At 72.9% G+C, this 25,205-nt stretch carries 29 protein-coding genes; 18 read left to right on the top strand and 11 right to left on the bottom strand.

Features of this window, described 5'->3' with window-relative positions; genetic code table 11:
* Positions 1-81: 81 nt before the first annotated feature.
* Complete coding sequence (locus NLX94_RS24015; RefSeq protein WP_254385089.1) at positions 82-528, top strand: ATP-binding protein; 447 nt, start codon at positions 82-84, stop codon at positions 526-528.
* Between the two features lie 31 nt (positions 529-559).
* Here NLX94_RS24015 and NLX94_RS24010 read toward each other — a convergent pair whose 3' ends face one another.
* Positions 560-904 carry an STAS domain-containing protein gene (locus tag NLX94_RS24010; protein ID WP_254385088.1) on the bottom strand — a complete coding sequence of 115 codons (345 nt, stop codon included), beginning with the start codon at positions 902-904 and terminating at the stop codon, positions 560-562.
* 235 nt (positions 905-1,139) lie between these two features.
* Between NLX94_RS24010 and NLX94_RS24005 the strand changes: the two genes are divergently transcribed.
* The 5 genes from NLX94_RS24005 (at position 1,140) to NLX94_RS39045 (ending at position 4,213) form a co-directional block, all read left to right on the top strand.
* The gene (locus NLX94_RS24005; RefSeq protein ID WP_374684015.1) at positions 1,140-2,066 is read left to right on the top strand and encodes a SigB/SigF/SigG family RNA polymerase sigma factor; all 927 of its coding nucleotides are present in this window, start codon (positions 1,140-1,142) and stop codon (positions 2,064-2,066) included.
* A 9-nt stretch (positions 2,067-2,075) separates the two neighbouring features.
* A complete protein-coding gene (locus NLX94_RS24000; protein WP_254385086.1) occupies positions 2,076-2,426 on the top strand; it encodes an STAS domain-containing protein in 351 nt (116 codons plus the stop codon).
* Positions 2,423-3,379, top strand: a complete 957-nt coding sequence (locus NLX94_RS23995) for a sensor histidine kinase (protein ID WP_254385085.1) — start codon at positions 2,423-2,425, stop codon at positions 3,377-3,379. Before NLX94_RS24000 ends, NLX94_RS23995 begins: the two co-directional genes overlap by 4 nt.
* Before the next feature lie 182 nt (positions 3,380-3,561).
* On the top strand, positions 3,562-3,993 hold the full coding sequence (locus tag NLX94_RS23990; protein ID WP_254385084.1) for an ATP-binding protein: 432 nt from the start codon (positions 3,562-3,564) through the stop codon (positions 3,991-3,993).
* A 97-nt stretch (positions 3,994-4,090) separates the two neighbouring features.
* A complete protein-coding gene (locus NLX94_RS39045; protein ID WP_302170388.1) occupies positions 4,091-4,213 on the top strand; it encodes a hypothetical protein in 123 nt (40 codons plus the stop codon).
* 58 nt (positions 4,214-4,271) lie between these two features.
* On the opposite strand, the gene NLX94_RS23985 is transcribed toward NLX94_RS39045, so the two are convergent.
* A complete protein-coding gene (locus tag NLX94_RS23985; RefSeq protein ID WP_254385083.1) occupies positions 4,272-5,339 on the bottom strand; it encodes a mechanosensitive ion channel family protein in 1,068 nt (355 codons plus the stop codon).
* A gap of 67 nt (positions 5,340-5,406) precedes the next feature.
* Entirely contained in the window at positions 5,407-6,087 is a 681-nt protein-coding gene (locus NLX94_RS23980) for a VanZ family protein (RefSeq protein ID WP_254385082.1), read from the bottom strand.
* A gap of 220 nt (positions 6,088-6,307) precedes the next feature.
* On the opposite strand from NLX94_RS23980, the gene NLX94_RS23975 reads away from it, so the two are divergent.
* Positions 6,308-6,673: a PRC-barrel domain-containing protein gene (locus NLX94_RS23975; RefSeq protein ID WP_254385081.1), complete on the top strand. Its 366-nt coding sequence runs from the start codon at positions 6,308-6,310 to the stop codon at positions 6,671-6,673.
* 82 nt (positions 6,674-6,755) lie between these two features.
* On the opposite strand, the gene NLX94_RS23970 is transcribed toward NLX94_RS23975, so the two are convergent.
* Positions 6,756-7,259 carry a hemerythrin domain-containing protein gene (locus tag NLX94_RS23970; RefSeq protein ID WP_254385080.1) on the bottom strand — a complete coding sequence of 168 codons (504 nt, stop codon included), beginning with the start codon at positions 7,257-7,259 and terminating at the stop codon, positions 6,756-6,758.
* A gap of 266 nt (positions 7,260-7,525) precedes the next feature.
* Here NLX94_RS23970 and NLX94_RS23965 point away from each other — a divergent pair, with 266 nt between their 5' ends.
* Positions 7,526-7,870 carry an SH3 domain-containing protein gene (locus NLX94_RS23965; RefSeq protein ID WP_254385079.1) on the top strand — a complete coding sequence of 115 codons (345 nt, stop codon included), beginning with the start codon at positions 7,526-7,528 and terminating at the stop codon, positions 7,868-7,870.
* Positions 7,871-7,983: 113 nt separating this feature from the next.
* Here the strand turns inward: NLX94_RS23965 and NLX94_RS23960 are convergent, their stop codons facing one another.
* Together NLX94_RS23960 and NLX94_RS23955 are read right to left on the bottom strand one after the other, a co-directional pair.
* A complete protein-coding gene (locus tag NLX94_RS23960; RefSeq protein ID WP_254385078.1) occupies positions 7,984-8,238 on the bottom strand; it encodes a hypothetical protein in 255 nt (84 codons plus the stop codon).
* 220 nt (positions 8,239-8,458) lie between these two features.
* Positions 8,459-8,956 (bottom strand): GNAT family N-acetyltransferase, encoded by a 498-nt coding sequence (locus NLX94_RS23955; protein ID WP_254385077.1) that lies wholly within the window; start codon positions 8,954-8,956, stop codon positions 8,459-8,461.
* Positions 8,957-9,039: 83 nt separating this feature from the next.
* Here NLX94_RS23955 and NLX94_RS23950 point away from each other — a divergent pair, with 83 nt between their 5' ends.
* A complete protein-coding gene (locus tag NLX94_RS23950; RefSeq protein ID WP_254385076.1) occupies positions 9,040-10,143 on the top strand; it encodes an SRPBCC domain-containing protein in 1,104 nt (367 codons plus the stop codon).
* Positions 10,144-10,182: 39 nt separating this feature from the next.
* On the opposite strand, the gene NLX94_RS23945 is transcribed toward NLX94_RS23950, so the two are convergent.
* Complete coding sequence (locus NLX94_RS23945; RefSeq protein ID WP_254385075.1) at positions 10,183-11,646, bottom strand: MFS transporter; 1,464 nt, start codon at positions 11,644-11,646, stop codon at positions 10,183-10,185.
* 117 nt (positions 11,647-11,763) lie between these two features.
* Between NLX94_RS23945 and NLX94_RS23940 the strand changes: the two genes are divergently transcribed.
* Entirely contained in the window at positions 11,764-12,381 is a 618-nt protein-coding gene (locus NLX94_RS23940) for a TetR/AcrR family transcriptional regulator (RefSeq protein ID WP_254385074.1), read from the top strand.
* A 25-nt stretch (positions 12,382-12,406) separates the two neighbouring features.
* On the opposite strand, the gene NLX94_RS23935 is transcribed toward NLX94_RS23940, so the two are convergent.
* Both NLX94_RS23935 and NLX94_RS23930 read right to left on the bottom strand, forming a co-directional pair.
* On the bottom strand, positions 12,407-13,330 hold the full coding sequence (locus NLX94_RS23935; protein ID WP_254385073.1) for a trans-aconitate 2-methyltransferase: 924 nt from the start codon (positions 13,328-13,330) through the stop codon (positions 12,407-12,409).
* Positions 13,331-13,430: 100 nt separating this feature from the next.
* Positions 13,431-14,057, bottom strand: a complete 627-nt coding sequence (locus tag NLX94_RS23930) for a helix-turn-helix domain-containing protein (protein WP_374684014.1) — start codon at positions 14,055-14,057, stop codon at positions 13,431-13,433.
* An 80-nt stretch (positions 14,058-14,137) separates the two neighbouring features.
* Between NLX94_RS23930 and NLX94_RS23925 the strand changes: the two genes are divergently transcribed.
* From NLX94_RS23925 to NLX94_RS39420, 5 genes are all read left to right on the top strand, one after another.
* The gene (locus NLX94_RS23925) at positions 14,138-15,160 is read left to right on the top strand and encodes an NAD(P)/FAD-dependent oxidoreductase (RefSeq protein ID WP_254385194.1); all 1,023 of its coding nucleotides are present in this window, start codon (positions 14,138-14,140) and stop codon (positions 15,158-15,160) included.
* Between the two features lie 101 nt (positions 15,161-15,261).
* Positions 15,262-16,851, top strand: coding sequence for an MFS transporter (locus NLX94_RS23920; protein WP_254385071.1), 1,590 nt, complete (start codon positions 15,262-15,264; stop codon positions 16,849-16,851).
* A 36-nt stretch (positions 16,852-16,887) separates the two neighbouring features.
* Positions 16,888-17,424 (top strand): GNAT family N-acetyltransferase, encoded by a 537-nt coding sequence (locus NLX94_RS23915; protein ID WP_254385070.1) that lies wholly within the window; start codon positions 16,888-16,890, stop codon positions 17,422-17,424.
* Between the two features lie 175 nt (positions 17,425-17,599).
* On the top strand, positions 17,600-18,433 hold the full coding sequence (locus tag NLX94_RS23910; RefSeq protein WP_254385069.1) for an SDR family oxidoreductase: 834 nt from the start codon (positions 17,600-17,602) through the stop codon (positions 18,431-18,433).
* Between the two features lie 137 nt (positions 18,434-18,570).
* Complete coding sequence (locus NLX94_RS39420) at positions 18,571-19,689, top strand: glycosyltransferase (protein ID WP_254385068.1); 1,119 nt, start codon at positions 18,571-18,573, stop codon at positions 19,687-19,689.
* Positions 19,690-19,728: 39 nt separating this feature from the next.
* Here NLX94_RS39420 and NLX94_RS23900 read toward each other — a convergent pair whose 3' ends face one another.
* Together NLX94_RS23900 and NLX94_RS23895 are read right to left on the bottom strand one after the other, a co-directional pair.
* Complete coding sequence (locus NLX94_RS23900; RefSeq protein ID WP_254385067.1) at positions 19,729-21,459, bottom strand: acyl-CoA dehydrogenase family protein; 1,731 nt, start codon at positions 21,457-21,459, stop codon at positions 19,729-19,731.
* A gap of 84 nt (positions 21,460-21,543) precedes the next feature.
* Positions 21,544-22,098, bottom strand: coding sequence for a PadR family transcriptional regulator (locus NLX94_RS23895; RefSeq protein WP_254385066.1), 555 nt, complete (start codon positions 22,096-22,098; stop codon positions 21,544-21,546).
* 140 nt (positions 22,099-22,238) lie between these two features.
* Here NLX94_RS23895 and nadE point away from each other — a divergent pair, with 140 nt between their 5' ends.
* The 3 genes from nadE to NLX94_RS23880 all read left to right on the top strand — a co-directional run bounded on the left by nadE (position 22,239) and on the right by NLX94_RS23880 (position 25,123).
* Positions 22,239-23,069, top strand: coding sequence for an ammonia-dependent NAD(+) synthetase (nadE, locus tag NLX94_RS23890; protein WP_254385065.1), 831 nt, complete (start codon positions 22,239-22,241; stop codon positions 23,067-23,069).
* Positions 23,070-23,186: 117 nt separating this feature from the next.
* Positions 23,187-23,441, top strand: a complete 255-nt coding sequence (locus NLX94_RS23885; protein ID WP_254385064.1) for a hypothetical protein — start codon at positions 23,187-23,189, stop codon at positions 23,439-23,441.
* A 131-nt stretch (positions 23,442-23,572) separates the two neighbouring features.
* Complete coding sequence (locus tag NLX94_RS23880) at positions 23,573-25,123, top strand: MFS transporter (RefSeq protein WP_254385193.1); 1,551 nt, start codon at positions 23,573-23,575, stop codon at positions 25,121-25,123.
* Positions 25,124-25,205: the final 82 nt, after the last annotated feature.

The raw sequence follows: 25,205 nt of genomic DNA, 5'->3' as shown, positions 1-25,205 counted from the left end.
GGCGAGCCCCGGGTGACCGGGCGGCTTCCGGGTAGACGAACCGGCAATACTCGCACACCACGGAGAAACGGGGTGAAGGGGATGGCGGTCAAGGCTGTGGGCTGGGCCCGGTCGTTTCCCGTCGCGGAGGGTGTCCGGGCGGCGCGGGAGTGGACGGCGGGCCATCTGGCGTCGCTGCCGTGGAGCGGTTCGGAGGCCGACCCCGTGTACTCCGTGCTGGTCTGCGTCTCCGAACTGGTCACCAACGCACACCTGCACGCGGCCTGCACCGCGCACCTCGTGCTGACCTGGGACGGCTGCTGCCTCCACGTGAGCGTGGCGGACGCCGATCCGCGGCTGCCCCGTCACCGGGAGCCCACTACCGACGCGGGCGCCACATCGGGCCGTGGGCTGGGGATCGTCAACGCCCTGGCCGATTCCCTGGACGTCCACGCGTGCCACGGCGGGAAGGCGATCACCGCGTGCTTCCGGCCCGGCGGCGGACCGGACCCGCACCACCCGCGTGCCGAGGGGCCGGACACCGGCTGAGCTGCGGGTCGGCCGGGCGCCGGGAGCGGGTTCACACCCCGGCGGAGGCCTCGACGCTCTCGTGCAGGGACAGGACCGTATCGGCTCCGGTCACCGCGAACAGCCGCCGCAACTGCTCGCCGGGGGCGGCGATCCGCAGGGTCGTGAGGTGGTGCAGCCGCAGGAGCAGGTTCAGGAACGAGGAGTCCCCGAAGGTGATGGAACCGGCGTCCAGAATCACCAGCGGGTGCAGCCCCGCCGCCTCGGTGAGGGCCTCCTCCAAAGGAACCAGGGTGTCCTGGTCCAGTTCTCCCCGGGCCACCACCACCCAGCCGGCCCCGGCCGGGTAGCCGTCCCCGACCACGTTCTGCCCGTATCCGTCCCCTGCTCCGGCCATGTCCGCCTCCCCGGATCGTCAGTCGTACGTTCTTCCCAGGGAGTATGCCTGCTCCTGGCTCCGGCACCGCAGACTCCCGGCCCGACACCGGACCGGCACCGGCCCGTTGCCGACCGCGGGCGCCCGCCGGGATCGCCGTTCCGGGGAAGGATCGTGCCTCGAAGTGTGTAGACCCTCTCGGACGGGGCAGAAGCGCCCCCGGCAGCCGTCAGTCAATCGGGAGGGAGCGGCCACCATGTATCGCTCGGCCACCGTTGTAGGCCCCATGCGTGCAGCAGACGCTGAAGTACCCACGTGTGACCCGGAGTCCGCGGGAGCGCCCACGCAGGACGCGGACCTGTACCGGGTCGAGAACGCCCGGGAGATGGCGCCCGGTGACGCCCGGGAGCTCTCGCGGCTCTTCTTCGCGAGGCTGCGCACGCTGGAGGAGGGGACGCGCGAGTACCAGTACACGCGCAACACGCTCATCGAAATGAACCTGTCCCTCGTCCAGTTCGCCGCGCGGCGCTTCCGGGCCCGGGTGCTCGGCGGCGGTCTCGACATGCAGGACGTCATCCAGGTGGGGACCATCGGCCTGATCAAGGCCATCGACCGCTACGACACGGAGCGCGAGGTCGAGTTCTCCACCCTCGCCCTCCCGTACATCACGGGTGAGATCAAGCGCTATTTCCGCGACACCACGTGGGCCGTGCACGTACCGCGCCGGCTGCAGGAGCTGCGTACGGAACTGGCCAAGGCCCAGGACTCCCTGAGCGACGTCCTGGGCAGGGCGCCGACGGTGAAGGAGATCGCCCTCCACCTGGAGCTGTCCGAGGAGGAGGTCATCGAGGGGCTGGTGGCCGCGAACGGCTACACGAGCAGCTCCCTCGACGCCACTCCCGCGGACGGCGACGCGTCGCCCGCAGCGGGCCGGAGCGCCCGGCCGGCGGCGGAGCGCCACGGCGCCGTCGATCCCGGCATGGAGCTCTTCGAGGAGTTCCACACCCTCGCCCCCCTGCTGGAGCAGCTGGACGAACGCGACCGCCTCATCCTGCGGATGCGCTTCGGGCAGGAGAAGACCCAGGCGGAGATCGGCGCCGCACTCGGCGTCTCCCAGATGCAGGTCTCCCGCATCCTGTCCCGGACGCTGGCACGGCTGCGCGAAGGCATGCTCGCAGTGTAGGAAAGGACCATGAACTCTCCATCCGGCGCGGAGGCGGGAGCGGACGCGTGCGCGCCGCTCACCGCCCGGCCGTGGCAGGACCGTCCCGGCGCGCGCCTGAGCGGCAGCTGTGACCTCGACACCCGGCAGTGCCTGTCCGCGGCGCTCGGCGTCGTGACCGGGATTCCCGGCCCCGTCGTCCACCTCGACCTGTCCGCCGTGGTCTTCCTGGACACGGCCGCGGTCGCCGCCCTCGTACGGGCGGCGACCGCCCTCAAGGGACAGGGGCAACGCCTGTTGCTCCACGACCCGCCGTACTCGCTCCGCAAGGTCGTGCAGATGTTCCCGGACGAATGCGCCGCGCTGGAGGTCGCAGCATGATCACTGTTCCTGAGCCCGCCGGGCCCGGGGCCTTCGTCCACCCCGCCCTCTTCTACCAGGACCTCGACGCGTACGTGGCCGGCGTGGGCGGCTTCGTCCGCACCGCCGTGTCCGCCGGCGAACCGGTGCTCGTCGCCGTCCCGGGCCCGCACCTGGACGCCCTGCGCGAGAGCCTCGGCGGGAACGCGGCCGCGGTCACCTGGACGGACATGACCGAGCTGGGCCGCAATCCCGGCCGCATCCTGGCCGGACTGCAGGATTTCGCCGACCTGCACGTCAGCCGCGCGGTCCGGATCGTCGGAGAGCCGATCTGGCCCGGCCGCTCCCCCGCCGAGGTCCTGGAGGCCACCCGGCACGAGGCCCTCATCAACACGGCCTTCGCCGGCCGGCCCGCCACGATCCTGTGCCCGTACGACGTACGAGCGCTGACGCCCGGCGTGCTGGCCGACGCGCGGCGCACGCACCCCACCCTCATCGAGGGCGGCCTGGACCTGGCGAGCCCGGCGTACACCGACGCGGCGCGGGTCTCGGCGGACTGCAACCTGCCGCTGCCCGAACCCGGGAACGAGGTGCCCCGGTTCGCGTACGCCCACGGAGGGCTGGCCGAGGTGCGCGAGTACGCCGACGCCTGGGCGCGCGGGACCGCTCTGAGCGCGGCGCGCCGCGGCGACCTGGTCCTGGCCGTCAGCGAGGCCGCGGCCAACTCCCTGTCCCACGGGGGCGGGAAGGGCACGCTGCGCCTGTGGGCCGCCGGCGGCGCCCGGGCGGGAGTCGTCGCCGAGATCCGCGACGGCGGCCGCCTGGCCGACCCCCTGGCGGGCCGCCGCCGCCCCTCCCTGGCCTCCCCCCACGGCGGCCGCGGCCTGTGGATGATCCACCAGCTCTGCGACCTGGTCGAGGTCCGGGCCGAGGACGACGGCTTCACCCTGCGGCTGCACATGGCAACGCCCTGAATCCGGAGGTCACCTACACTCGAGGTCGGGCTCGGGTGTCCTCGGGCCACTCGGGGGCATACGAAGAGTCCGGAGAGCGACCACGACCTCGTCGTACGGTCCCGGGAGCAGCGAACGAAGCAGCGTCGGCACGGGGGTGCGAGAGCACGGTGGAGACCATCGGACCGAAAACGGGAGATCCAGTGAGCGCCGGCCTTCCCGGAGGCCGCCAGCGGCGTCGCCTCGCGCTGGCGGGCGTCGGGGGCGCCGTGGCCAAGGGCCGCGAGTTCACGCGCCGGGCGCTGCGCGACTGGGGCTGGGACGGAACGGAGACCGCCGAGGACGCCCTGCTCCTCGTCTCCGAGCTGCTGACCAACGCCTCCCTGCACGCGGACGGCTGCCGGGAGCTCGTGCTCACGGCCGGGGAAACGCTGCGCATCGAGGTCTACGACGGAACGACGGACCTGCCCCTCCTCCACCCGGCGCCGCGACGCGGTGTGCCCGGTGGCCACGGTCTGCACATCGTGGAGCGCCTGTCCGACCGCTGGGGCACGGAAACACACGAGCACGGCAAGGCCGTCTGGGCCGAGATCGAGGCCGCCCGGCTGAAGTCCGGCAGGCCCGCGCCGCGCTGACGGCACGGGACCGGGGCGCGGCCGGCGGGCTCCGGGCCCGGTCCGGCCGTCCCGCGGAGGAGGGCGTCGATCCGGCCTTCGGGGGCAGGAGCGCCTCATGACCTCTCATCAGTTCACCTCCCTGTCCCTGGCCCCGGCGGTCGGCCCCTCCTGGGTGCACCTGCTCGTCATCGCCTTCGCGCTGATCGTGCTCGTGCACACCCTCGCCCGGCACCGATAGGAACGCGTGCGTTCGGCCGGGGCCGTACCGTACGGGCGCCGCCCGCCGGGGAATTCCGTCAGAGGGGGCGACCGCCGGCCGGGCCGTGCGCCGTCGGAGCCGGTTCCAGCAGGATGCGGGGCAGGGCGCCGGGGTGCTTCTCCACCAGCCAGGCGATCAGCTGCTCGCGTACGGCGCAGCGCACCGTCCACAGGTCGTCGGCGTCCTTGGCCGTGACGATGGCCCGCACCACGATGGTGGAGGGCGTCGTCTCCGTGACGGCGAGGTCCCAGCCGCGGCCGTCCCACTCCCGGCAGGCGTGCAGGATCTCGTGGACCTTGTCCCGCATGAGGTCGACGGGCGCGCTGTGGTCGCAGTGGAGGAAGACCGTGCCGGTCATCTGGACTCCGCCGCGCGACCAGTTCTCGAACGGCCTGGTGGTGAAGTACGAGACGGGCATGGTGATGCGGCGTTCGTCCCAGGTGCGTACGGCGAGGAAGGTGAGGGTGATGTCCTCGACCACCCCCCACTCGCCCGCGACCACGACCGTGTCGCCTATGCGCACCATGTCGCCGAAGGCGATCTGGAAGCCTGCGAAGAGGTTGCCGAGGGTGGACTGGGCCGCCACGCCGGCCACGATGCCGATGATCCCTGCGGAGGCGAGGACGGAGGTGCCGAGCGCGCGGAAGCTCGGGAAGGTGAGCAGCATCGCGGCGCCCGCCATGACGGCCACGACGACCGCCACGACCCTCGTGATCAGCGTCACCTGGGTACGGACCCGGCGTACGCGGGCCGGGTCACGGGTGCCGGTGGCGTAGCGGGCGTACCCCGACTCGACGGCGGCGGAGGCCACGGCCACGATCACCCAGGCCCCGGCTCCGATCAGGGCGAGCGAGAGGATCCGGCCCGTGGCGGCCGCGTTGTCCCGCAGCGGCGGCCACGCCGTGTCCCGGCAGACGCCCTTGCACAGGGCGGCGAGCAGGACGATCTGCAGGGCGTGGCGGCAGCGGCGCAGCAGGTTCCACAAGGGCGTTTCGGGGTGTCGTGCGTCGGCGCGAAGGAGCAGTCGGTCGACGGCCCAGCCGGCCGCGGCCGTGAGCAGGATGGAGGCCCCCAGGAGCATCAGGAGGCGAAGGGCGCTGTTCATGTCTCCCCAGTGGGTGGAAGTGGCACGGACATCCCCGCGCCTGCCCCACGGCAGGGACCTGACACGGTCAACCGCCGCGGTGGAAGGCCTTCCTCCAACCCGCGCGGACCTGCTTGGCGATCGGCTTCGCTGCCGGCTTCGTCGACCGCTTCGCGATCTGTTTCGGCTTCGGCGCGGGCGGGGGCGGGGACGTGCCGAGCCGGGGGCGCCGGTGCCACCAGTGCCTGCGGCGCGGGTGCACGGCCCGGCCCAGGCGGCGGCCGATCAGCAGGTAGCCGAGGAGGGCTCCGGTCGTGTTGAGGATGACGTCGTCGATGTCGAAGACGCGTCCCGTGACGAGGGCACCCTGAATCAGCTCCACCAGCGTCATCAGACAGACCGTCACCGCGGCGACCCGCAGCAGGCCCCGGGCCGGGGGCATGAGGACGGGCAGGAGGACCCCGAACGGCAGGCCCAGCAGCAGGTTCCCGCCCAGCTGGCGCACTGCCTGAGCGGTCGACGCGCCGTCCAGGTAGGCGTTGATCGAGTGGCCGGGCCGGACGTTGCTGTGCACCAGGTCCACCGAGGCCGCGGAGGGCTCCAGTGTGAGCCGTGCCAGCACCACGCTGAACAGCACGGTCCCGACGAAGGCCGCCACCATGGCCAGCGCCCGGACGGCGGGGTGCGCCGGAGGCCGTCGTTGCCGAGCGGCCGCCACGGGCACGGTATCGGGGCTCTCACTGCGCCGGAGCGCGTGTCTCCATGTCATGGCGGCTCGTCTGCCCTGCGAACGGTCCGGTACGCCACGGCGAGCGAGCCGGGTGCGGACCTGCGTGCCGTCGCGGCGTCGGCGCTCCGGGGCGAATGAAGGACCGGAGCCGGGGCAGGCGAGTTCCGGCGGGGCGCCGACAGCGCCGCGTACGACATCGAAGGAGAGGGACGGCCGGCACTGCCGCGCCGCCCCCTGTCTGGCGAAGGAGTTGTTTCGCGTGACTGAGCACGTGTGGAGCTACAGGTCGACCGCGGGCCACCTGACCGGCACCGATCTGATCGGTTACAAGGTCGAGGCGACCGACGGCAGCATCGGCAAGGTCGACAAGCACTCCGACGAGGCAGGTGACGCCTACCTGGTCGTGGACACGGGGATCTGGATCTTCGGCAAGGAGGTGCTGCTCCCGGCGAGCACCGTGATCATCGTCGATGTGAGCCGGGAGAAGGTCTACGTCGACGGCACCAAGGAGCAGATCAAGAACGCTCCGGAGTTCCACCGCGAGAAGCACCTCGACGACGTCGGGTACCGCGAGGAGATCGGGACCTACTACTCCGTCGGCGGCTTCGGTGGCCGGATCATCTGACCTGGGGCACGGCACCGGGCCCGGACTCGTCGAGTCCGGGCCCGGTGCCGTGCCCGCAGCACGGACCCGACGGCAGTCGCCGTCAGCCCCCTACGATCGCGCGCACGTACTCGACGCTGCCGCAGTCGGCGGCGAGCCGGCGCTCCCGCTCCCGCAGGAAGGCCGCTCCGAGCTCGGCCCTCCGCTCGTCCGGGACGTTCTCCCGGGCGCCGTTGAGGATGGTGCGCTCCTCCTCGTCGAGGTGGTGGGAGACAGCTTTGACCAGGTCTTCCAGCCGCTCGTCCCAGTCGTCGGAACCCACTTCGGACACCTCCAGCAGCGCCAAGAGGGCCTCGTTGCCTTCGGCGTGCTCCTCGGTCCCGTGCTCGACCTCCGCGTTGTCGACGTCCCTGAACCGCTTCAGCGCGCCGTACACTTCGGCCTCCTCGGCCTCGCTGTGCGCCACGAGGAGCGCGGACAGCTTCGCGAGCGCGTCCGCCCGGTCGGCCTCCACACTGCGCATCCGGCGGAAGAGGTCCTCCATCCTGCGGTGGTCCTTGAGGATCAAGGCAACGACGTCCTGGTTCTCGCTTGCGTCCGCGGCCATGCCACGCGCCTCCTCTGCTTGCTCGTTTCGTTTCATTTCGCTTCGTACCGCAGGGGCGCCTGCTCGATGCCGGCGGGTTCAAACCTCGGCGCGACCCGGTGCGGAACCCTCGCCGCGGCCGTCCGGAGCGATGGCCCTTGGGCCATCCGGAGCAACGGGGGCGTGTTCCGTCAGGGCCGGCGACCATCCGCCGCCCGGGCGGCGGATAGTCGGTCGGGGAGGTCGTCCGCACGGGCTGCCCAGGCGACACAGGGAGAGTGGATCCGATGGTGAAGAAGGCATTGCTGACGTACGCCGTGGCGGTCGGAGTGCTGATCGGGCCGCTGAGCACGGCCGGCTGGGCGGCCGAGGGGCTCGCCGCCCGCCACGGGCAGGGCACGTCCGGCCCCGTGGGCGTGGTCGAGACCCGCGCCCCGCTCAACGTCCGCGAAAAGCCGACCGTGTACTCGGACGTGGTGAAGAAGCTGCATCCGAACCAGCGGGTGGTCCTGGCGTGCCAAAAGCGCGGGGGCTGGGTGGACGGCAACCCGGTCTGGTACCGCCTGCACGGCTCGAAGGGCTGGGTCTCGGCGCGCTACGTCCACAACCTCCAGCCGGTCCGGCCCTGCTGAGAGCCCGGCGAGCGGTGGCATGACGTGAAGGGAGCGGCCCCGTTGTTCGGGGGCCGCTCCCTTCACGGGTGCCGGGTGCGCCATCGCTTCCCGTCCGACCTGGAGCGGTCGGCTCAAGAAGCCTGTTCCCGTCGTGCCCGGCGGCTCCGCCGGGCCACCACGGCCGCAGCCAGTACCCCGGCCGCCGTGACCCACCCGGTCCGGTGGCTCCGGACCCTGGTCGCGGCCTGCACGGCCTTGCCTCGTACGGAGTCGAGCTTCCCGCCCTCCGCGAGGCGGCCGAGTTCCTTCCGGGTGCGGACGGCCTGCCGGCGGAGCGCCTGTGCACCGGGGAGGGTCTTCATTCCGTGCAATCCGGTCGTCGTCATCGCGGTTCCCTTCCTTCGAGTCCTCAGCCTGCCCGCGGGCCGACCGGGTGTCCGTGCGCCCTGCCGGGTCTGTCTGGCGGGCATGGTGCGCGGATGCCCCGCAACGGGCCGATGACACAGTCGAGTTGCCCGGGAAACGGAGGGACGGCTACCAGTAGTGACATCGACCGCCGACCGCGTGCCCGGCGGCGACCCCCCGCCCCTTACGCCGGGGCGCCGTTCAGGCCGGCAGGTCGAGCTCGTAGACCTGTCCGACCAGATCGGCGCCGAAGCTGTGGTGCGGCTCCTCCTCCACGAGCCGGAATCCGGCGGCCAGGTAGATCCGGCGGGCGGCCGCCAGGGTGTCGTTCGTCCACAGCCGGATCCGCTCGTACCCCGCTCCGCGCGCGAAGTCCACGCACTGGGCCACCAGGCGCGAGCCCAGGCGGTGGCCGCGTGCGGCGGGGTCCACGAGGAGGATCCGCAGCTTCGCGGTGTTGCCGTCGTCCGCCACGCAGAACACGCTGCCGACCCGGCGGCCGTCCAGCTCGGCGATCCAGGCCGCCTCGCGGGAGGGGTCGTGGTCGGCCGCGTAGTCCGCGACGATCCGCGCGACCAGGGCCTCGAAGCCGATGTCCCAGCCGAATTCCTTCGCGTACTGCTCACCGTGGGCCATCACCACCCAGCCGAGATCGCCCGGCTCCCCCAGCGGCCGGATCACCGCACGGATGTCATTCATGGGGACCTTCTCTCCGAAGCGGTGGGCCGGATCGACCCACCGAAACGACTGAAACGACTGTTTCAGTAAAGCATAATGTCCGGGTGACCCCCTCCGCCCGCACCGATTCCGCCCGCAAGCAGCAGCTCCTCGAGCTGGCCTACGCCCACGTGCTCGACCACGGGCTGGCGGACATGTCCCTGCGCCCCCTCGCCGAGGCGATCGGCAGCAGCCCGCGCGTCCTCCTCTTCCTGTTCGGCAGCAAGGACGAACTGGTGCAGGCGCTGCTCGCGCGGGCCCGGCAGGACGAGACGGCCATGCTCGAAGCCGTGCGCCGGGCCCGGCCGGAGTACGGGCTCGCCCGCGCGGGCGAGCTGGTGTGGAGCTGGCTGGCCGACCCCGGACACCGCAAGGTGCTCACCCTCTGGGTCGAGGGCTACGCGCGGTCGCTGAGCGGCGGCGCGGGGCCCTGGGCGGGGTTCGCGGAGCGGACGATCGCCGACTGGCTGGAGCTCTTCGCCGCCGCCCAGCCGCCGGCCCGCCGCGACACGCCCGAGGGCCTCGCCGAGCGCACCCTCCTGCTCGCGGTCCTGCGCGGGGCGCTGCTGGACCTCCTGGCCGGCCGGGAGGAGCAGCGCACCACGGCGGCGGTGACCGCACACCTGCGCACCCTGAAGGCTCCTGCCGACGGCGCGCCGACGCACCGGGGCGGACCCGGGAACCGGTCCGCCGACAGGACCGACCGCGGCGCCCTGACGATCCAGGCGCCGCCGGCGGCCGTCTACGCCGCCCTCCTCGACCGCGCGTCCCTGGAGGCCTGGCTCCCGCCGGACGGGATGAGCGGGCGGATCGAGCGGTGGGACCCGCGGCCGGGCGGCGGGTTCCGGATGGTCCTCACCTACCTCGACGCCTCCGTCGATCCGGCCGGCAGCCCGGGCAAGACCTCGGACGCGACCGACGTCGTCGACGTCCGGTTCACCGACCTGGTGCCATCGGAACGCGTGGTGCAACAGGCCGTGTTCGAGTCCGACGACCCGTCGTACGCCGGCACCATGACGATGACCTGGCACCTCGCCGCCGTCGAGGGGGGTACCGCGGTGACCGTCACCGCCACCGACGTTCCGCCCGGCATCGGCCGGGCCGACCACGAGGCGGGCATCGCCTCCTCACTGGCCCACCTGGCGTCGTACCTCGAAACGGCCCGATGACCTGAGGGGGCGGCGCTCCGTGCTCCGCCGCTTGCCCCGCTACTTGTTCACAGAGGTGGGTGCCGTTTCCGTCGCGGGGCCGGTGCGGTCCCGCGGTTCGGGCCGCTGCGGCCCGGGGGCGGGGATCAGGGCGGCGATGGCCCCGGACAGCAGGGCGAAGCCGCCGCCCATCAGCAGTCCGGTGCGGAACCCCGCCTCCGAGGTGAAGGTGAGCCCGCCGGCCGTGGTGGTCATCCTGGCCAGGACGACACCGACGACGGCGGCGCCGACCGAGGTGCCCAGGGAACGCATGAGGGCGTTGAAGCCGTTGGCGGCGCCGGTTTCCGTCAGGGGCACCGCGCTCATGACCAGGGCGGGCATGGCCCCGTAGGCGAGGGCGACACCGCCGTTGATGACCATGAACGCGGCCATCAGCCCGGCGGCCGTGCCGGAGAAGAGGAGCGCGACGCCGTAGCCCGCGGCCAGTACGACCGCTCCGGACACGAGGGTGACCTTCGGGCCGCGCGCGTTGGTGAGCTTGCCCCCGAAGGGGGACACGGCCATCATCACCAGCCCGCCGGGGAGCATCCACAGGCCGGCCGCCAGCATGGTCTGGCCCTGCCCGTACCCGGTGGCGGCGGGGAGCTGCAGCAGTTGCGGGACCACCAGCATGCCGGCGTACATGCCGAAGCCGATGGAGACCGAAGCGAGATTGGTCAGCAGGACGCGCGGGCGGACGGTGGTGCGCAGGTCGACCAGGGGGTCGGTGGTGCGCCATTCGAACCACCCCCAGGCAGCCAGGACCGCCACGGTGGCGGCGATCAGACCAAGGGTGGTGGCGGAGCCCCAGCCCCAGTCGGCGCCCTTGGACACGAAGAGGAGCAGGGACACCAGACCCGCGGCGAGGCCCAGCGCACCGACCACGTCGAGGCGTTCGCCCCGGGCGGCGGCCGGGACCTCAGGAACGAGGGCCACGATCATGACGGCGACGCAGGCGGCGAGCGCCGCGGACCCCCAGAACAGGAAGCGCCAGCTCGCGTACTGGGCGACGGCCGCGGAGACCGGGAGGCCGATGCCGCCGCCGATGCCCATCGAGGCGCTCACGAGGGCGATGGAGGAACTGAGCTTCTCCGCGGGGAGGATGTCGCGGAGCAGGGCGATGCCCAGCGGGATCATTCCCATGCCGATGCCTTGCAGGCCGCGCCCGACGACCATCTGGACGACGCCGCCCGCCAGCGCGCACACCACCGATCCGAGGATCAGCGGTATGCAACAGGCAAGGAGCATGCGGCGCTTGCCGAGCATGTCGCCCAGGCGCCCGCTGATCGGTACGGACACTCCCGCGACCAGGAGGGTGGCGGTGACCACCCAGGCCGCGTTGGAGTGGGACGTACGGAGGATCCCCGGCAGGTCTGCCAGCAGCGGGGTGACCAGGGTCTGCATGACGGCCGCGGCGATGCCCGCGAGGGCGAGCGTCGCGATCACCTTGCCGGTTCGGGGGGCGGCCGTGGACGGCTGTCGCATGAAGGGTCCTCGAGGCGTGGGCCGCAGGCGATGACAATCAGTAGTCAACTATCAGTTCACGGTGTGCGACGTGTCAACCAGATCTGATCGTCAACTATCGGTTGTACGCTCGGCAGCGTGCCGACCGACAGCCCCAAACCCCTGCGCGCCGATGCCGTGCGCAACATCGAGAAGATCGTCCGGGCGGCACGCGACGTGTACGCGGAGCTGGGGCCCGACGCACCCCTCGACGAGATCGCGCGGCGGGCCGGCGTGGGGATCGCCACGCTCTTCCGCCGCTTCCCCGACAAGGCCGCCCTGCTCCGGGCGGTGCTCGACCAGCAGTTCGCCCAGGACGTCGGCCCCGCCATCGAACGCGGGCTGGCCGACGAGGACCCCCGCCGCGGCCTGACCTCCGTACTCGAAGCCGCCCTGACCTCGGCGGCCGACGAGCACCACGTGCTGACGGCCGCCCGGAACGCCGGCGTCCTCTCCGAGGAGACCCGCGCCCGGTTCTTCGACGCACTGGACCCGCTGGTGACGCGGGGGCAGCGGGCCGGGGTGATCCGGGAGGACCTCGTACCCGACGACGTGAAGAGGATCATGAGCATGCTCGTCAGCGTGCTGTGGACCATGGACCCCGCCGAGGAGGGCCGGAGCCGCTACGTGACCCTGCTCATGGACGGCCTGAACCCGGCCGCCGCCAGCCCCCTGCCCTACCCGGCTCCCCCGCTGCTGCGGCGGCCGCAGGAGTGAGCTCCGCCGGGCCGCAGGGCGCGGATCAGTGCGCGCGGCGTGCGGCCCAGACGGTGCGTTCGGTGCGGACGGCCAGGTCGTCGCGGCGCAGGATGCTCTCGGGACCCTCGGTGTCGAGCAGCCGGTCGAGGGCGGCGAGGTCCTCGGACCCGAGGGTGTCGACGATGCTGCGGCGAAGGCGCCGCAGGCTTTCGAGGGCGTACGCGCCGACCGCCCCGCTGCGGGAGCCCTCGATGTTCACGTCGATCACCCGGTCGCCGTCGAGGGTGAATCCGGCCCCGGTGAGCTTCGGCCCCCAGTCGGCGCCCCGGTGCGGTACGTGCTCGGCATGGTGGCTCTCGCTCGCGGTGTGGCAGCGGTCCTCCAGTCCGGGCCGGCCGGCGGGGGCGTCCCCGGGCAGGAAGCGGGGGAAGCCCGCCAGCTCGACGACGGCGAGCAGTCCACCCGGGGCGAGCAGTTCGCGGACCGTGCGCAGGACCCGGTCCGGGTCGGCCATGTGGTGCATCGACGCCGAGGCCCACACCAGGTCCGGCGCGCCGAGGTCCGGCCACGCGGTCTCGTCGAGGTCGGCCTGCACGGTGCGGACGCGGTCCTCCAGGCCCCGGGCGCACGCCTTCTCGCGCAGGCGCTGCAGGTGCACGGCCGAGGAGTCGACGGCGGTGACGTGCGCGTCGGGGAAGCGGTCGAGCAGGGCGAAGGTGCCGGCTCCGGTGCCGCAGCCCAGATCCACGATGTGGCGCGGGGGCTCGGTCAGGGGCAGCCACGTGGTGATGTCGGCGATGTGCTCGGCGAGGACTTCCGCGTCCAGGTCGAGGATCTCCGCCTGGCCTTCGAGCTCGGCCTCGCGATGGGCCGCGTGGTGGGCGTGACCGTGGTGGGTCTCGGCTTCGTGGGCCTGGCCCTGCTGAGGTGCGTGGTGTGCGTGCTGTGCGTGATGTGCGTGGGTCATGGCTTCACCGTAGGGCGGCCATGCGCTTGCCGCATCGACTCTTGCGGGTAAGGCAAGAAGATCGGCTCGCTACCCCCAGGACGCGCAAGACGCCCGCCCGTCACTCGGTCCGGCCCGGCCCCTGACCAGCGTCTTCCCCGCCGCCGTCACTTCCGCCGCCGTCGCGCTGGTGGCCGCGGCGGGCGTCCCGGTCGAAGATGCCCAGGATCTCGCACGGTCCCCCCTCGGCGCCCATCGCGTGCGGCAGCATCGTCGGGAACTCCGCGGCCTGGTTGGCCTCGATGCGGAAGCGGCGGTGCCCCAGCAGGAGGATCGCGGTGCCGGACAGGACCACGAGCCATTCGCGCCCGGGGTGCGCGCGCATGCGGGAGGGGTTGTCGGGCGGCGGTTCGGTCATGCGCTGGCGAATGACGGTCATGCCCGGCTCACCCTTGATCGGCCAGCGCATCTGCCCGCGGGCGGCGTCGATCATCGGGCTGATGACGACGTCGTCGGCCGCGGTCTCCACGAGCTGGTCCAAGGTGGTGTCCAGCGCGCGGGCGAGGGTGACGAGGCTGTCGAGCGCCAGGCGGCGCTGACCGTTCTCGATGCGGCTGAGCGTGGACTGGCTGAGCCGGGCGCGCCCGGCCAGTTCCTCCAGGGACCAGCCCTGCGCCACCCGCAGCGCGCGGATGCGTTTGCGTACGAGGCTGTCCAGATCGCCTTCTTCTTGCGTCATAGGCAACATTGTATGCCTGTACTGCAAATCACGGTTAGCGTCGTGTCGAGAGAGAACACCCAGGAAGGGAATCCGACGCCATGTCCGCGATGACTACCGCACCCGCGACCCCCTCGACCGACACGCTGCCGGACGGGACCGTCGACGCCGTGGTGATCGGCGGCGGCGCCGCCGGTCTGAACGGTGCGCTGATGCTCGCCCGCTCCCGCCGCTCGGTCGTCGTGATCGACAGCGGCACCCCCCGCAACGCGCCCGCCGGGGGCGTGCACGGTCTGCTCGGCCTGGACGGCACCCCGCCGGCGGAGCTGTACGGGCGGGGCCGCGAGGAAGTGCGCGGCTACGGCGGCCTCGTCGTCTCCGGCGAGGTCTCCGCCGCCGAGCACGCCGCCCCGTCCGCCGACGGCGACCTGCGCTTCACCGTCACCCTCGCCGACGGCCGCGCCCTGACCGCGCGCCGCCTGCTGGTCGCCACCGGCCTGCGCGACGTACTGCCCGGGCTGCCCGGCCTGGCGGAGCACTGGGGCCACAGCGTGGTGCACTGCCCGTACTGTCACGGGTGGGAGGTGCGCGATCAGCCGATCGGGGTGCTCGCCACCGGTCCGGCATCGGTCCACCACGCCCTGCTGTTCCGTCAGCTCACCGACGACCTCGTCTACTTCGCCCACGGCACCGAGCTCGATGACGAGACCCGGACGCGCTTCGCCGCACGCGGCATCCGGGTCGTCGACACCCCCGTCGCAGAGGTCGTGGGGGACCGCGAAGGCGGCATCCGCGGTGTCCTCCTGGCCGACGGCCGGGTCGCCGCCCGTCGTGTCCTCGCGGTGGCGACCACGCTCGTGGCCCGCACCGAGGGCCTGGCCGGGCTGGGCCTGCCGATGGAGGACGTGCCCGGCGGCGGCCGCCGCTTCGCCTCCGGCCCGGCCGGCGCCACCGACGTGCCGGGGGTGTGGGTGGCCGGCAACGTCACCGACCCGATGGCCCAGGTCGGCGCCTCCGCCGCGGCCGGGGCCCTGGCCGGCGCGCACATCAACGCCCTCCTCGCCGTCGCCGACACCGACGCGGCGGTCGCGGCTCTCGCTCCGGCGGGGAAGACCGCCCCCGGCACCGCCTGACGCCTTGCGGGCGCCAGCGAGTGCCCGCGCCTCCCCCCTCCCCGGCAGCGCCGGACCCGGTCCGGCGCTGCCTTCCGCATGCCCTTTTCCGAGAGGAACCCATGAGTACGCACCAGCCCGCACCGGCGGCAGCTCCCGAAGCGCCCGGCCCCGGCGGCGGGGACCACAACCCGGACGCGCGTCGGCTGCGCGCCGTTCTGATCACCGTGTGCATCGCGCTGATGGCCGTCATCGCCTCGGTGTCCGGGCTGAACGTCGCCCAGCCCGACCTGGCCGTCGAGTTCGGCGCCTCGCAGGCCACCGTCCTGTGGATCATCAACCTCTACACCCTCACCCTGGCCGCGCTCCTGCTCCCGCTCGGAGCGCTCGGGGACCGGCTGGGCCGCAAGCGCACGCTCGTCGCCGGCCTGGCCGTCTTCGGCAGCGCGAGCGCCCTCGCCGGTCTCGCACCGTCGGCGGAGGTCATGCTCGCCGCCCGGCTGCTCAGCGGCGTGGGCGCCGCGATGATCATGCCCGTCACCCTCGCCGTGATCACCTCCACCTTTCCCGGGGAGCAGCGCGGCCGGGCCATCGGCGTATGGACCGGTGTCGCCGGGGGCGGCGGGATCCTCGGCATGTTCCTCTCCGCGGCGCTCGTCGATGTGGCGAACTGGCGCTACCTCTTCGTACTGCCCGTCGCGCTGGTCCTCGTGGCCCTCGCCATGGCGCTGCGGACGATCCCCGGCTCCCGTGAGACCCCGCGCCACCCCTTCGACACCGTCGGCGCGCTGACCTCCGCCGTCGCGGCGGCCGGACTCATCTTCGCGCTCCAGGAAGGGCCGGAGCGCGGATGGTCCGATCCCGCCACCCTCACCGCCCTCGTCGCCGGAGTGCTCGCCGCCGTCGCCTTCGTGACCTGGGAGCTGCGGCTGCGGGACGCCGCCCTGCTCGACGTACGACTGTTCCGCGAGCGCGGTCCGGCCGGCGGTTCCCTCGTCCTCCTCACCGTCTTCGGCGTGCAGGCCGGGATCTTCGTGGTGCTCTTCCCCTTCTTCCAGGCCGTTCTGGGCTGGTCGGGCATCCGGTCGACGCTCGCGCTGATGCCGATGGCCGTGGCCATGATGGCGGCCTCCGGCCTGGCTCCCCGGCTGACTCCGCGCATCGGTGCGCGCTCCACCATGGCGACGGGCATCCTGCTGGCGGGCGCCGGACTCGCCCTCATGGCGGGCACCGTCTCCGTCGGCGGCGGCTACCCGTCCGTCCTGCCGGGCATGCTCGCCATGGGCGCCGGCATGGGTCTGGCGATGACCCCGTCGACCGAGGCCATCACCGGCTCCCTGGCGCGGGAACACCAGGGCGTCGCCTCCGCCCTCAACGACGTCACCCGCGAGTTCGGCACCGCGCTGGGCGTGGCGCTGCTCGGAGCGCTCGTGTCGGCCGGCTACCGGAACGCCGTCGACGAGCGGCTGCAGGGCATCCCCCGGGATGCGGCCGACGCCGCGCGGGACGGCATCGCCAACGCCGTCGGGGCCGCGGGCGGTGCGGGTCCGCGGGCACAGGCCCTCCTCGACGCCGCCCGTCAGTCCTTCGTCGAGGGCTGGCAGCAGGCCATGTGGGCGGGGGTGGCCGTCATGGGCGTCCTGTTCCTCTACGTCCTCGCCCGCGGCCCGAAGAACCCGGCGGCGGATCCGGGGGCCCTCCCCGCGGAGTGACGGGGAGAAATGTCCGGGTATGTCATCATCGCGTGCATGAGTGAAGTCGAGACCATCCCCCTGCGACTGACCCACCTCGATGCCGTTCTCGATCTCGGCTACCGGGCGTTCGACGTCAAGGCGATGCCCTACACCTCCTGGTCGCTGTCTTCGGTGGCCGCGCACTGGGACGCCCAGCCGGACGCCTGCTGGATCGCCCGCGACGAGGAGGGGCTGCTCGGTTTCGTCCTCGGATCGCTGTCCTACGACGAGCGCGAGGACTGGGGCTACCTGGAGTGGATCGCGCTGGAGGAACGCGCCAGGGGCCGGGGGGTCGCGAGCTCCCTGGTCGAGCACTGCTGCACCGCGCTCTTCGCGGCGGGGGCGTCCCGGATCATCACCGACGTGGAGAGCGGCAACGCGGCCTCCGCCGCGATGATGCGGCGCAACGGGTTCACGGAGAAGGTCACCGTCACCCTCTTCGTCCGCCCGAACCCACGGGAGCACGCCGGCACCGCATCGCACTCCCTCCAGGATCCGGCCCGCTCCCGGCTGCGCCGCGCCGCGCGGGCGAGCGGCGGCCCGGCCTCCTAGACCGTCCCACGGGAAGCCGGCAGGGGCACCGGGCGCCTCCCGGCGCACGTGCGCGCCCTGACGTGCGCCTGCGCGCCTCCGCGCGCCCCCGCAGCGGGGCTGCCCCCGGACCGGAGCCGCCCCCACCATGAACTGCCGCCATCATCCGGCGCAATCAGGCCATCACGGGGGAACCATGGGACGACGCTGGCTGGTCACGGGATGCTCCTCCGGGCTGGGGCAGGCACTGGCCACCGCGGCCGCGGGCGCCGGGGACGTGCTGGCCGTCACCGCCCGCAAGACCGCCGACCTGGAGGATCTGGCCGCCGCCTGGCCGGGGCGGATCGTCCCGGTCCCGCTCGAACTGCGGGACGGCGCCTCCTGCGAGGAGGCCGTGCGCACCGCGGTGGAACGGCTGGGCGGCATCGACATCCTCGTCAACAACGCAGCCGTCGGGCTGTTCGGCGCGGTCGAGGAGGTCTCGGACGCCGAACTCCGCGACCAGCTGGAGACCCTGGTCGTCGGCCCCTGGCGGCTCGCGCGGCTCGTCCTGCCGCTGATGCGGGCCCAGGGGCACGGCCACATCCTCAACGTCTCGTCCGTGGTGGGCCGGATGGCCTTCCCCGGCCTCGCGGCCTACACCGCCGGGAAGCACGCCCTCGAAGGCATGAGCCGGACCCTCGCCATGGAGGCGGCCCCCCACAACATCCGCGTCACCGTCCTCGAACCGGGCATGTTCGCGACGCGCTACGGAACCTCCATGGCCGAGGCCGCCCACCGGGTCCCCGCCTACGACGTCACCAACCGCGAGATGCTCGAAGGGGCCCGCGGCCTCGCGGAGAGCCCCGAGACCGGGCGCCCCGAGTACTTCGCCGAACGGGTCCTGGACATCGTCGCCACCGAGGGCCCCACGCCTCTGCGGATCCCCGTCGGCGACGATGCCTACGGGTACATCGATGCTGCGGAGGAGGTGGACCGGGCCGATCACTCCGCGGCGCGCCTCCTCGTACAGGGCCCGCCCCAGGACTGACGGCGGGCCGGAATCGGCCGAAATTCGATCATCTCCATGGAAACCGAGGCGGGAGCGGGTTCGTTCGAACAGGTGCCAGAACCCTCAAGGCGCCCTGTCCGAGCAGTACTTCGGGGCGCCATCCAAGGAGTCATGCCGTGCGCTTCCTCTTCACCGGCCCCGCTTCCGTGGGCCATCTGTTCCCGATGGTGTCGACCGCCCAGGCCCTCCAGGCCGCCGGGCACCAGGTGCTGTTCGCGGTCTCGGCCCCGTACGACCAGATGCGGCGGACCGGTCTGCCCACCGTCAAGATCGGCGACGGCTCGACCCTGATGGACTCCTTCAAGCGTGCGCAGAACGGTGCGGACCTGGAGTTCGTCTCGGACGGCAACAGCCCCGAGGACACCGAGCGGCTCGCCGCGGCCGGTTTCGCCGAGGACGGCCGGGTCACCATCGACGACCTGCTGTCCCTGGCCTCCGACTGGCGGCCGGACGTGATCGTGCACGCCGCCTTCCAGGCCGCCGCGCCCCTGGTCTCCGCGGCCCTCGGCATACCGGCCGTGGTCCACAACTTCGGCGTGATGTCCGGCTTCGCGATGGTCGGCCGGCTCGCCGGGCTGCTGGCGGACGAGTACCGGGCCCGCGGGGTCGAGGGCCCGGCCACCCACACCGTCCTCGACGTCGTCCCCGCCACCATGGGCGGGGACGGCACCGGCTGGCGGGTCCGCTACGTGCCGCACAACGGCGCCGGCCCGGTGCCGCGCGATCTCGCGTCCCGGGGTTCCAGGCCCCGGATCGCGATCACCCTGGGCACCGTGGTGACCGCGTTCGCGGGGGTCAACCCGGTCGCCCGGGTCGTCTCCGAAGCCGCCTCCGTCGACGCCGAGTTCCTGCTCGCGGTCGGTGACACCGATCTGAGCCCGCTCGGTACGCTGCCCGGCAACGTCCGGGTGCTGCCCTGGGTGCCGCTGGCCCAGCTCCTGGACACCGCGGACGCCATCGTGCACCACGGCGGCGCCGGCACCATGCTCACCGCCGCCGCGCTGGGCGTCCCGCAGCTGATCCTTCCGCAGGGCGCGGACCACTTCATCAACGTCGAGGCCGCCACCGGCCTGGGCTTCGCCCTCCGCGCCACCGGCGACGAGGTGGACGCCGCCCTGCTCGACCGGCTGCTCACCGACGAAGCCCTCCGCAAGGGGGCCGCCGCCACCCGGTCCGAGATAGAGGCGCTCCCCTCCCCGGCCGACCTCGTCGCCTCCTTCGAGGCCATCGGGTAGCACGGGAGAGGCCGGCTGCCGCGGCAGCCGGCCTCCGGATCAGAGGGCCATCTCGTAGGCACCGGCCAGGGCCTCCACCCGGGCCCACACGCGGGCCGAGCGGTCCGCGTCCACGGCCGGGCGGCGGACCGCGCCCAGGGCCCAGGCCTGCTGCTCCGCGGTGGCGGAGTCCTTGCCGTGCAGTTCGACAGCGTGCGCGGAGAAGTCCCGTACGAGGACCCCGAACAGCTCGTCGAGCACGTCCTCGTCCAGGCCGGTCAGGCGGGCCTGCTCCAGGACGAGCTGGCCGTGCACGACCAGGGCGAAGAGCTGCCCGACGGCGAGGAGGAGGTCGAGGTCGCGGCTCTGCTCCTCGTCGGGGGCGGCCGTCTCGACGAAGGTGCAGAGGGCGTCGGCCTGCGCGCGGAAGCGGGCGACGTTGGGCAGGGCCGCGTACGCCTCGTAGGCGGGGCGCCAGTCGTGGAACCGTACGGATCCCAGGCCGCGGGCCGGGCCCTGGCGGAAGAGGAAACCGTCGTCGGCCGCGTCGAGGCGGGTCGGTACGGGGGCGTAGTCGGCCGGTGCCAGCAGGTGGTTGCGCATGAACTTGAGGATGAGGGCCAGGTTGACGTGGACCGTACCCTCCAGCTTGGGCAGGCCGCGGATCTCGACGGCTGCCTGGGCGAAGTAGGTGTCCTTCTCGAAGCCCTTGGCCGCGATGACGTCCCACATCAGGTCGATGACCTTCTCGCCCTCCGTGGTCACCTTCATCTTGGTCATCGGGTTGAAGAGGAGGTAGCGGCGGTCGTCGGGGCCCGCGGAGCGGAAGTAGTCGACGGCGCGGTCGCTGAACAGCTTCATCCCGACGAGGCGGACGTACGCGTCGGCCAGTTCGCGGCGCACGTGCGGGAAGGCGGTGACGGGGCGGCCGTAGAGGATGCGGCCCTGTGCGTGGGTGACGGCCTCGTACATCGCGTGCTCGCAGATGCCGATCGAGGCGGTGCAGAGGTTGAACTTGCCGACGTTGACGGTGTTGAGGGCGGCGTCGAAGGCGGCGCGGCCGGTGTGCAGGACGTCTTCGGCTGCGACCGGGTAGTCCGTGAGGCGGAACTCGCTGACGTACTTGGAGGAGTCGACGACGTTCTTCACCACGTCGTAGGCGGGGTGGCGGCTGTCCGCGGCGAAGAAGACGTAGCCGTCCGGGCCCTCGACGTCGGTGCGGCGGCCGAAGACGGAGACGAGTCCGGCCGCGTTCCCGTTGCCGATGTAGTACTTCGAGCCGGTGGCCCGGAAGCCGCCGGCGCCGTCGGCATCGGGCTCCAGCAGCATGTCGGTGGAGTAGATGTCCGCGCCGTGGGTCTTCTCGGACAGGCCGAACGCGAACACCTCGCCCGCGTCGAGGAGTTGCGCGGCACGGTCACGGGCAGCGGCGTTGTCGCTCTGCCAGACGGGGCCGAGGCCGAGGATGGTGACCTGCCACGCGTACCAGTAGTCGAGGCCGTAGAAGCCGAGGATCTCGTTGAGGGCGGCGATGCGCGCGGTGTCCCAGCGCTTGTCGGGTCCGTCCGGGCCGGCGGCCGCCTCCGGGGTCAGGAAGGTCGCGAAGAGGCCCTCCTTCGCGGAGAACGCGAGGAAGTCCCCCAGCCAGGCGCGGGTGCGGTAGTCCTCGATCAGCCGGCGCTTGCCGCGCTCCTCGAACCAGTCGACCGTCGCGCGCAGCAGCCGGCGGGTCTCGGGGTCGAAGTGCGCGGGGTCGTAGGTGCGCGGGTTGAACAGCAGCTGGTCGCTCATGGGCGTGCGTCGCCTTCCGGTCGGAGGATGCGTCGGATGAGGGGTGAAGCCGAAGGTGCGGGATGGAGCGGGGGCGGCCCCGGGTCAGGGGCCCGCGAGGCGCTGGAGGGTGGCCAGTACGTCCTCCAGCCAGGCGAGCTGCATGCGCTCGTAGGCGATGCCGCCGCGGAGCACGACGTGCTGGAGTTCCCGTCCGGCGTCGGAGGGGACCGGAGCCCCGGGTCCGGTGAAATCGCGGAGCTCGCCCGCGAGGTAGTGCGTGAGCCGGTCGGCGTGCGTCCGGTGGTGCCGCTCGACCTCGCGGATCAGGGCGGACGGATCGTCGAAGGCGGCGCCGCGGATCTTGACGGCGAGCTCGTGGCGGACGGTGTCGGCCTGGATCGGCTCGTGGAGCCACTCCGAGAGGGCGGCGCGGCCGGCCTCGGTGACGGAGTACTCCTTCTTGTCGGGCCGGGTCCGCTGCGGCACTTCGCGGACGTCGAGCCGTCCGTCGCCCTCCATGCGGTTCAGCACGCGGTAGATCTGCTGGTGGGTCGCGGTCCAGAAGTAGCCGATGGACCGGTCGAACCGGCGGGCCAGTTCGTATCCGGACCCGGGCTGCTCCAGCAGGGAGACGAGGATCGCGTGCTCAAGTGCCATGCCCCGATCCTTCTATGCAACTCGTTGCATAGACAAGCGCCGCCACGCGGGTGAGACGCGGCTCACCCGCGCACTCGGTTAGGGTCGGCGGGACAGAGCATCGCTTCGCGCGAACCGACGAACCATCATGAGGAGCAGCCGTGAGCCAGCCGGCGTCCACCGCCCTGCAGCAGGAGATCGCCCGGGAGCTCCTCGTGGCCGAGAGCTTCGACGCCCAGCGGGAGATCGAGCGCCGGGTGGCGTTCCTCGCCGAGCGGCTCACCTCCACCGGCCTGCGCTCCCTGGTGCTCGGGATCAGCGGCGGGGTGGACTCCACCACGGCCGGCCGGCTCTGCCAGCTCGCCGTGGAGCGGGCCCGGGCGGCCGGACACGACGCCACCTTCTTCGCCATGCGCCTGCCCTACGGGGTCCAGGCCGACGAGCGGGACGCCCAGCTCGCCCTCGGTTTCATCAACGCCGACCGGGTGCTGACGGTGGACGTGAAGCCTGCGAGCGACGCGGCGCTGGCCTCCTCCCTGGCCGGCGGGACGGTCTTCCGGGACGCCCACCACCAGGACTTCGTGCAGGGCAACATCAAGGCCCGCCAGCGCATGATCGCCCAGTACGCGGTGGCCGGCGCGCACGACGGCCTGGTCGTCGGCACCGACCACGCCGCGGAGGCGGTCTCCGGCTTCTTCACCAAGTTCGGTGACGGCGCGGCCGACGTGGTGCCGCTGACCGGGCTGACCAAGCGCCGGGTACGGGCCTGCGCCGACGCCCTGGGCGCACCGGCCGAGCTGGTCTGGAAGACGCCCACGGCGGACCTGGAGACCCTCGACCCGGGCAAGGCCGACGAGGACGCGCTCGGGGTCACGTACGACGAGATCGACGACTTCCTGGAGGGCAAGCCGGTCGGGGAGCGCGCCTTCGACACGATCGTCCGCCGCTACCGCCTCACCGAGCACAAGCGGCAGCTGCCGATCGCGCCGTAGCGGCGGCCGCTGCGGGGCGGCGGGCGTGAACTGCGCCTGCGCCGGGTACGGGTCGGTCACGGCGAGCGCCTCCTGCCCGGCTCGCCCGGCGGTGCCGTTCCCACCCGAGGAGTCCCCGTGGCCGTCCTCAGTACGATCCTCATGATCCTGGGCGCCTGGTGCGCCGCCGGCGTGCTCACCGCCGGCCTGTACGCGGCCCTGCGCCGCCTCCATGTGCGGCGGCAGCGGGCGGCGGCCGTGCGGCCCGGCGGCCCCGTGGCTGCGGCCCGGGGCGCACGGCCGGGCCGGGCCGGCCGGCTCCACCGGCCCCTCCGGCTCCGCAGGCCGCACCGGTTCCTGGGGCCGGCCCACCCGTCCGGCCGTTCCGGCTGAGGGCGCGGGGTCCCACCCGGGTCCCATCGCGTCGCACCGCGTCCCACCACCGGATCTCCAGGCGGGCCGAACATCACGATCCGTGTTTGGCTGACCGCATGACGTCCGCCAGCGGAACCCCATCCGGCCCGATGCCCGACGCCTCGCCCCGGCCCGCCGGCGGCGCCCCGGCGGGCCCGCCCGATCCCCGGCGGTGGTGGGCGCTGGCCGTGATCGGGCTGGCCCAGCTGATGGTCGTCCTCGACGCCACCATCGTGAACATCGCGCTCCCCTCCGCCCAGCTCGATCTGGGGATGTCGGACGGCAACCGCCAGTGGGTGATCACCGCCTACTCGCTGGCCTTCGGCGGGCTGCTCCTGCTGGGCGGGCGCATCGCGGACCTCATCGGCCGCAGGCGGGCCTTCGTCATCGGCCTGAGCGGTTTCGCCCTCGCCTCCGGCCTGGGCGGCGCGGCGGGCGGACCGGGGATGCTCTTCGCGGCCCGGGCGCTGCAGGGTGTCTTCGCGGCGCTCCTCGCCCCGTGCGCCCTGTCGCTGCTGGCCACCACCTTCGACGCCCCCCGGGAACGCGCCAAGGCCTTCGGGGTGTTCGCGGCGATCGCGAGCGGCGGCGGCGCCTTCGGCCTGATCGCCGGAGGCCTGCTCACCGAGTACCTGAACTGGCGCTGGTGCCTCTACGTCAACGTGGCCATCGCCGCCGTCGCGGTCCTCGGCGCCTTCGCCTTCCTGCGCGGCACGGGCCGCACGGGGGCGAAGCTCGACGTGCCGGGAGCGGTCCTCGGGTGCGGCGGGCTCGTGGCCCTCGTCTACGGGCTGAGCGAGGCCGAGCCGCGCGGCTGGTCCGACGCCCTGGTCATCGGGCTCCTGGCCGGGGGCATCGTCCTGCTCGCCGCGTTCGGCTGGTGGCAGACGCGGGCGAGCGACCCCATGCTCCCCCCGCACATCATCGGCGACCGGACGCGCGCCGGGTGCCTCGTCACCATGGCGCTGGCCACCATCGGACTGTTCGCCCTGTTCCTGTTCATGACCTACTACTTCCAGCTCGTCCTCGGCTACTCCCCCGTCAGGACCGGGCTGGCCTTCCTCCCGATGACCCTGGCGATCATCACCGGCGCGACCCAGGTCTCCGCCCGTTTCCTGGACCGGCTCGCCCCGCGCTCGCTGATCGTCCCCGGGCTGCTCCTGGCCACCGTGGCCCTGGTCCTCCTCACGCGGCTCACGGTGGACTCCTCGTACGCGACGCACGTGCTCCCCGCCATGCTGGTCCTCGGGTTCGGCATGGGCCTGGTCTTCATGCCCGTGATGTCGACCGCCACCCAGGGGGTGGCGCGCAAGGACTCCGGGGTCACCTCGGCCACGGTCAACACGGCCCAGCAGGTGGGCGGGGCGATCGGGACGGCGCTCCTCAACACCATCGCGAGCACGGCCGCGACCGCCTACGCCGCCTCGCACCTCGCGGAAGCGGCGCGGGCCGCCGCCGACGGGGTCCCCGCGGCCACCGCGGAGCGGCTGCTCGAGGCCCAGGGGATGGTGCACGGGTTCGGGGTCGCGCTGTGGTGGGCGGCCGGCATCATGCTCCTGGCCGCCTCCACGGCCGCCGTCCTGATCACCGCGCCGGCACCGGCGCCCCGGCGCGAGCCGCTGGGCGCGGCGGTCGCGACCCCCGACGCGCTGGCGCCTTGACGCGCTGCCGCGCCGGGGTGGGACGCGCCGATGCCGTGACGCACTGACGCCGGGACACTCTGACGCCTGGACACGCTGATGC

It is taken from the genome of Streptomyces sp. TBY4 (genome assembly GCF_024213195.1).
Classification (GTDB): Bacteria; Actinomycetota; Actinomycetes; order Streptomycetales; family Streptomycetaceae; genus Streptomyces.
The sequence above is the reverse complement of the archived record's forward strand: the minus strand, read 5'-3'. Positions and strand labels throughout refer to the sequence as shown.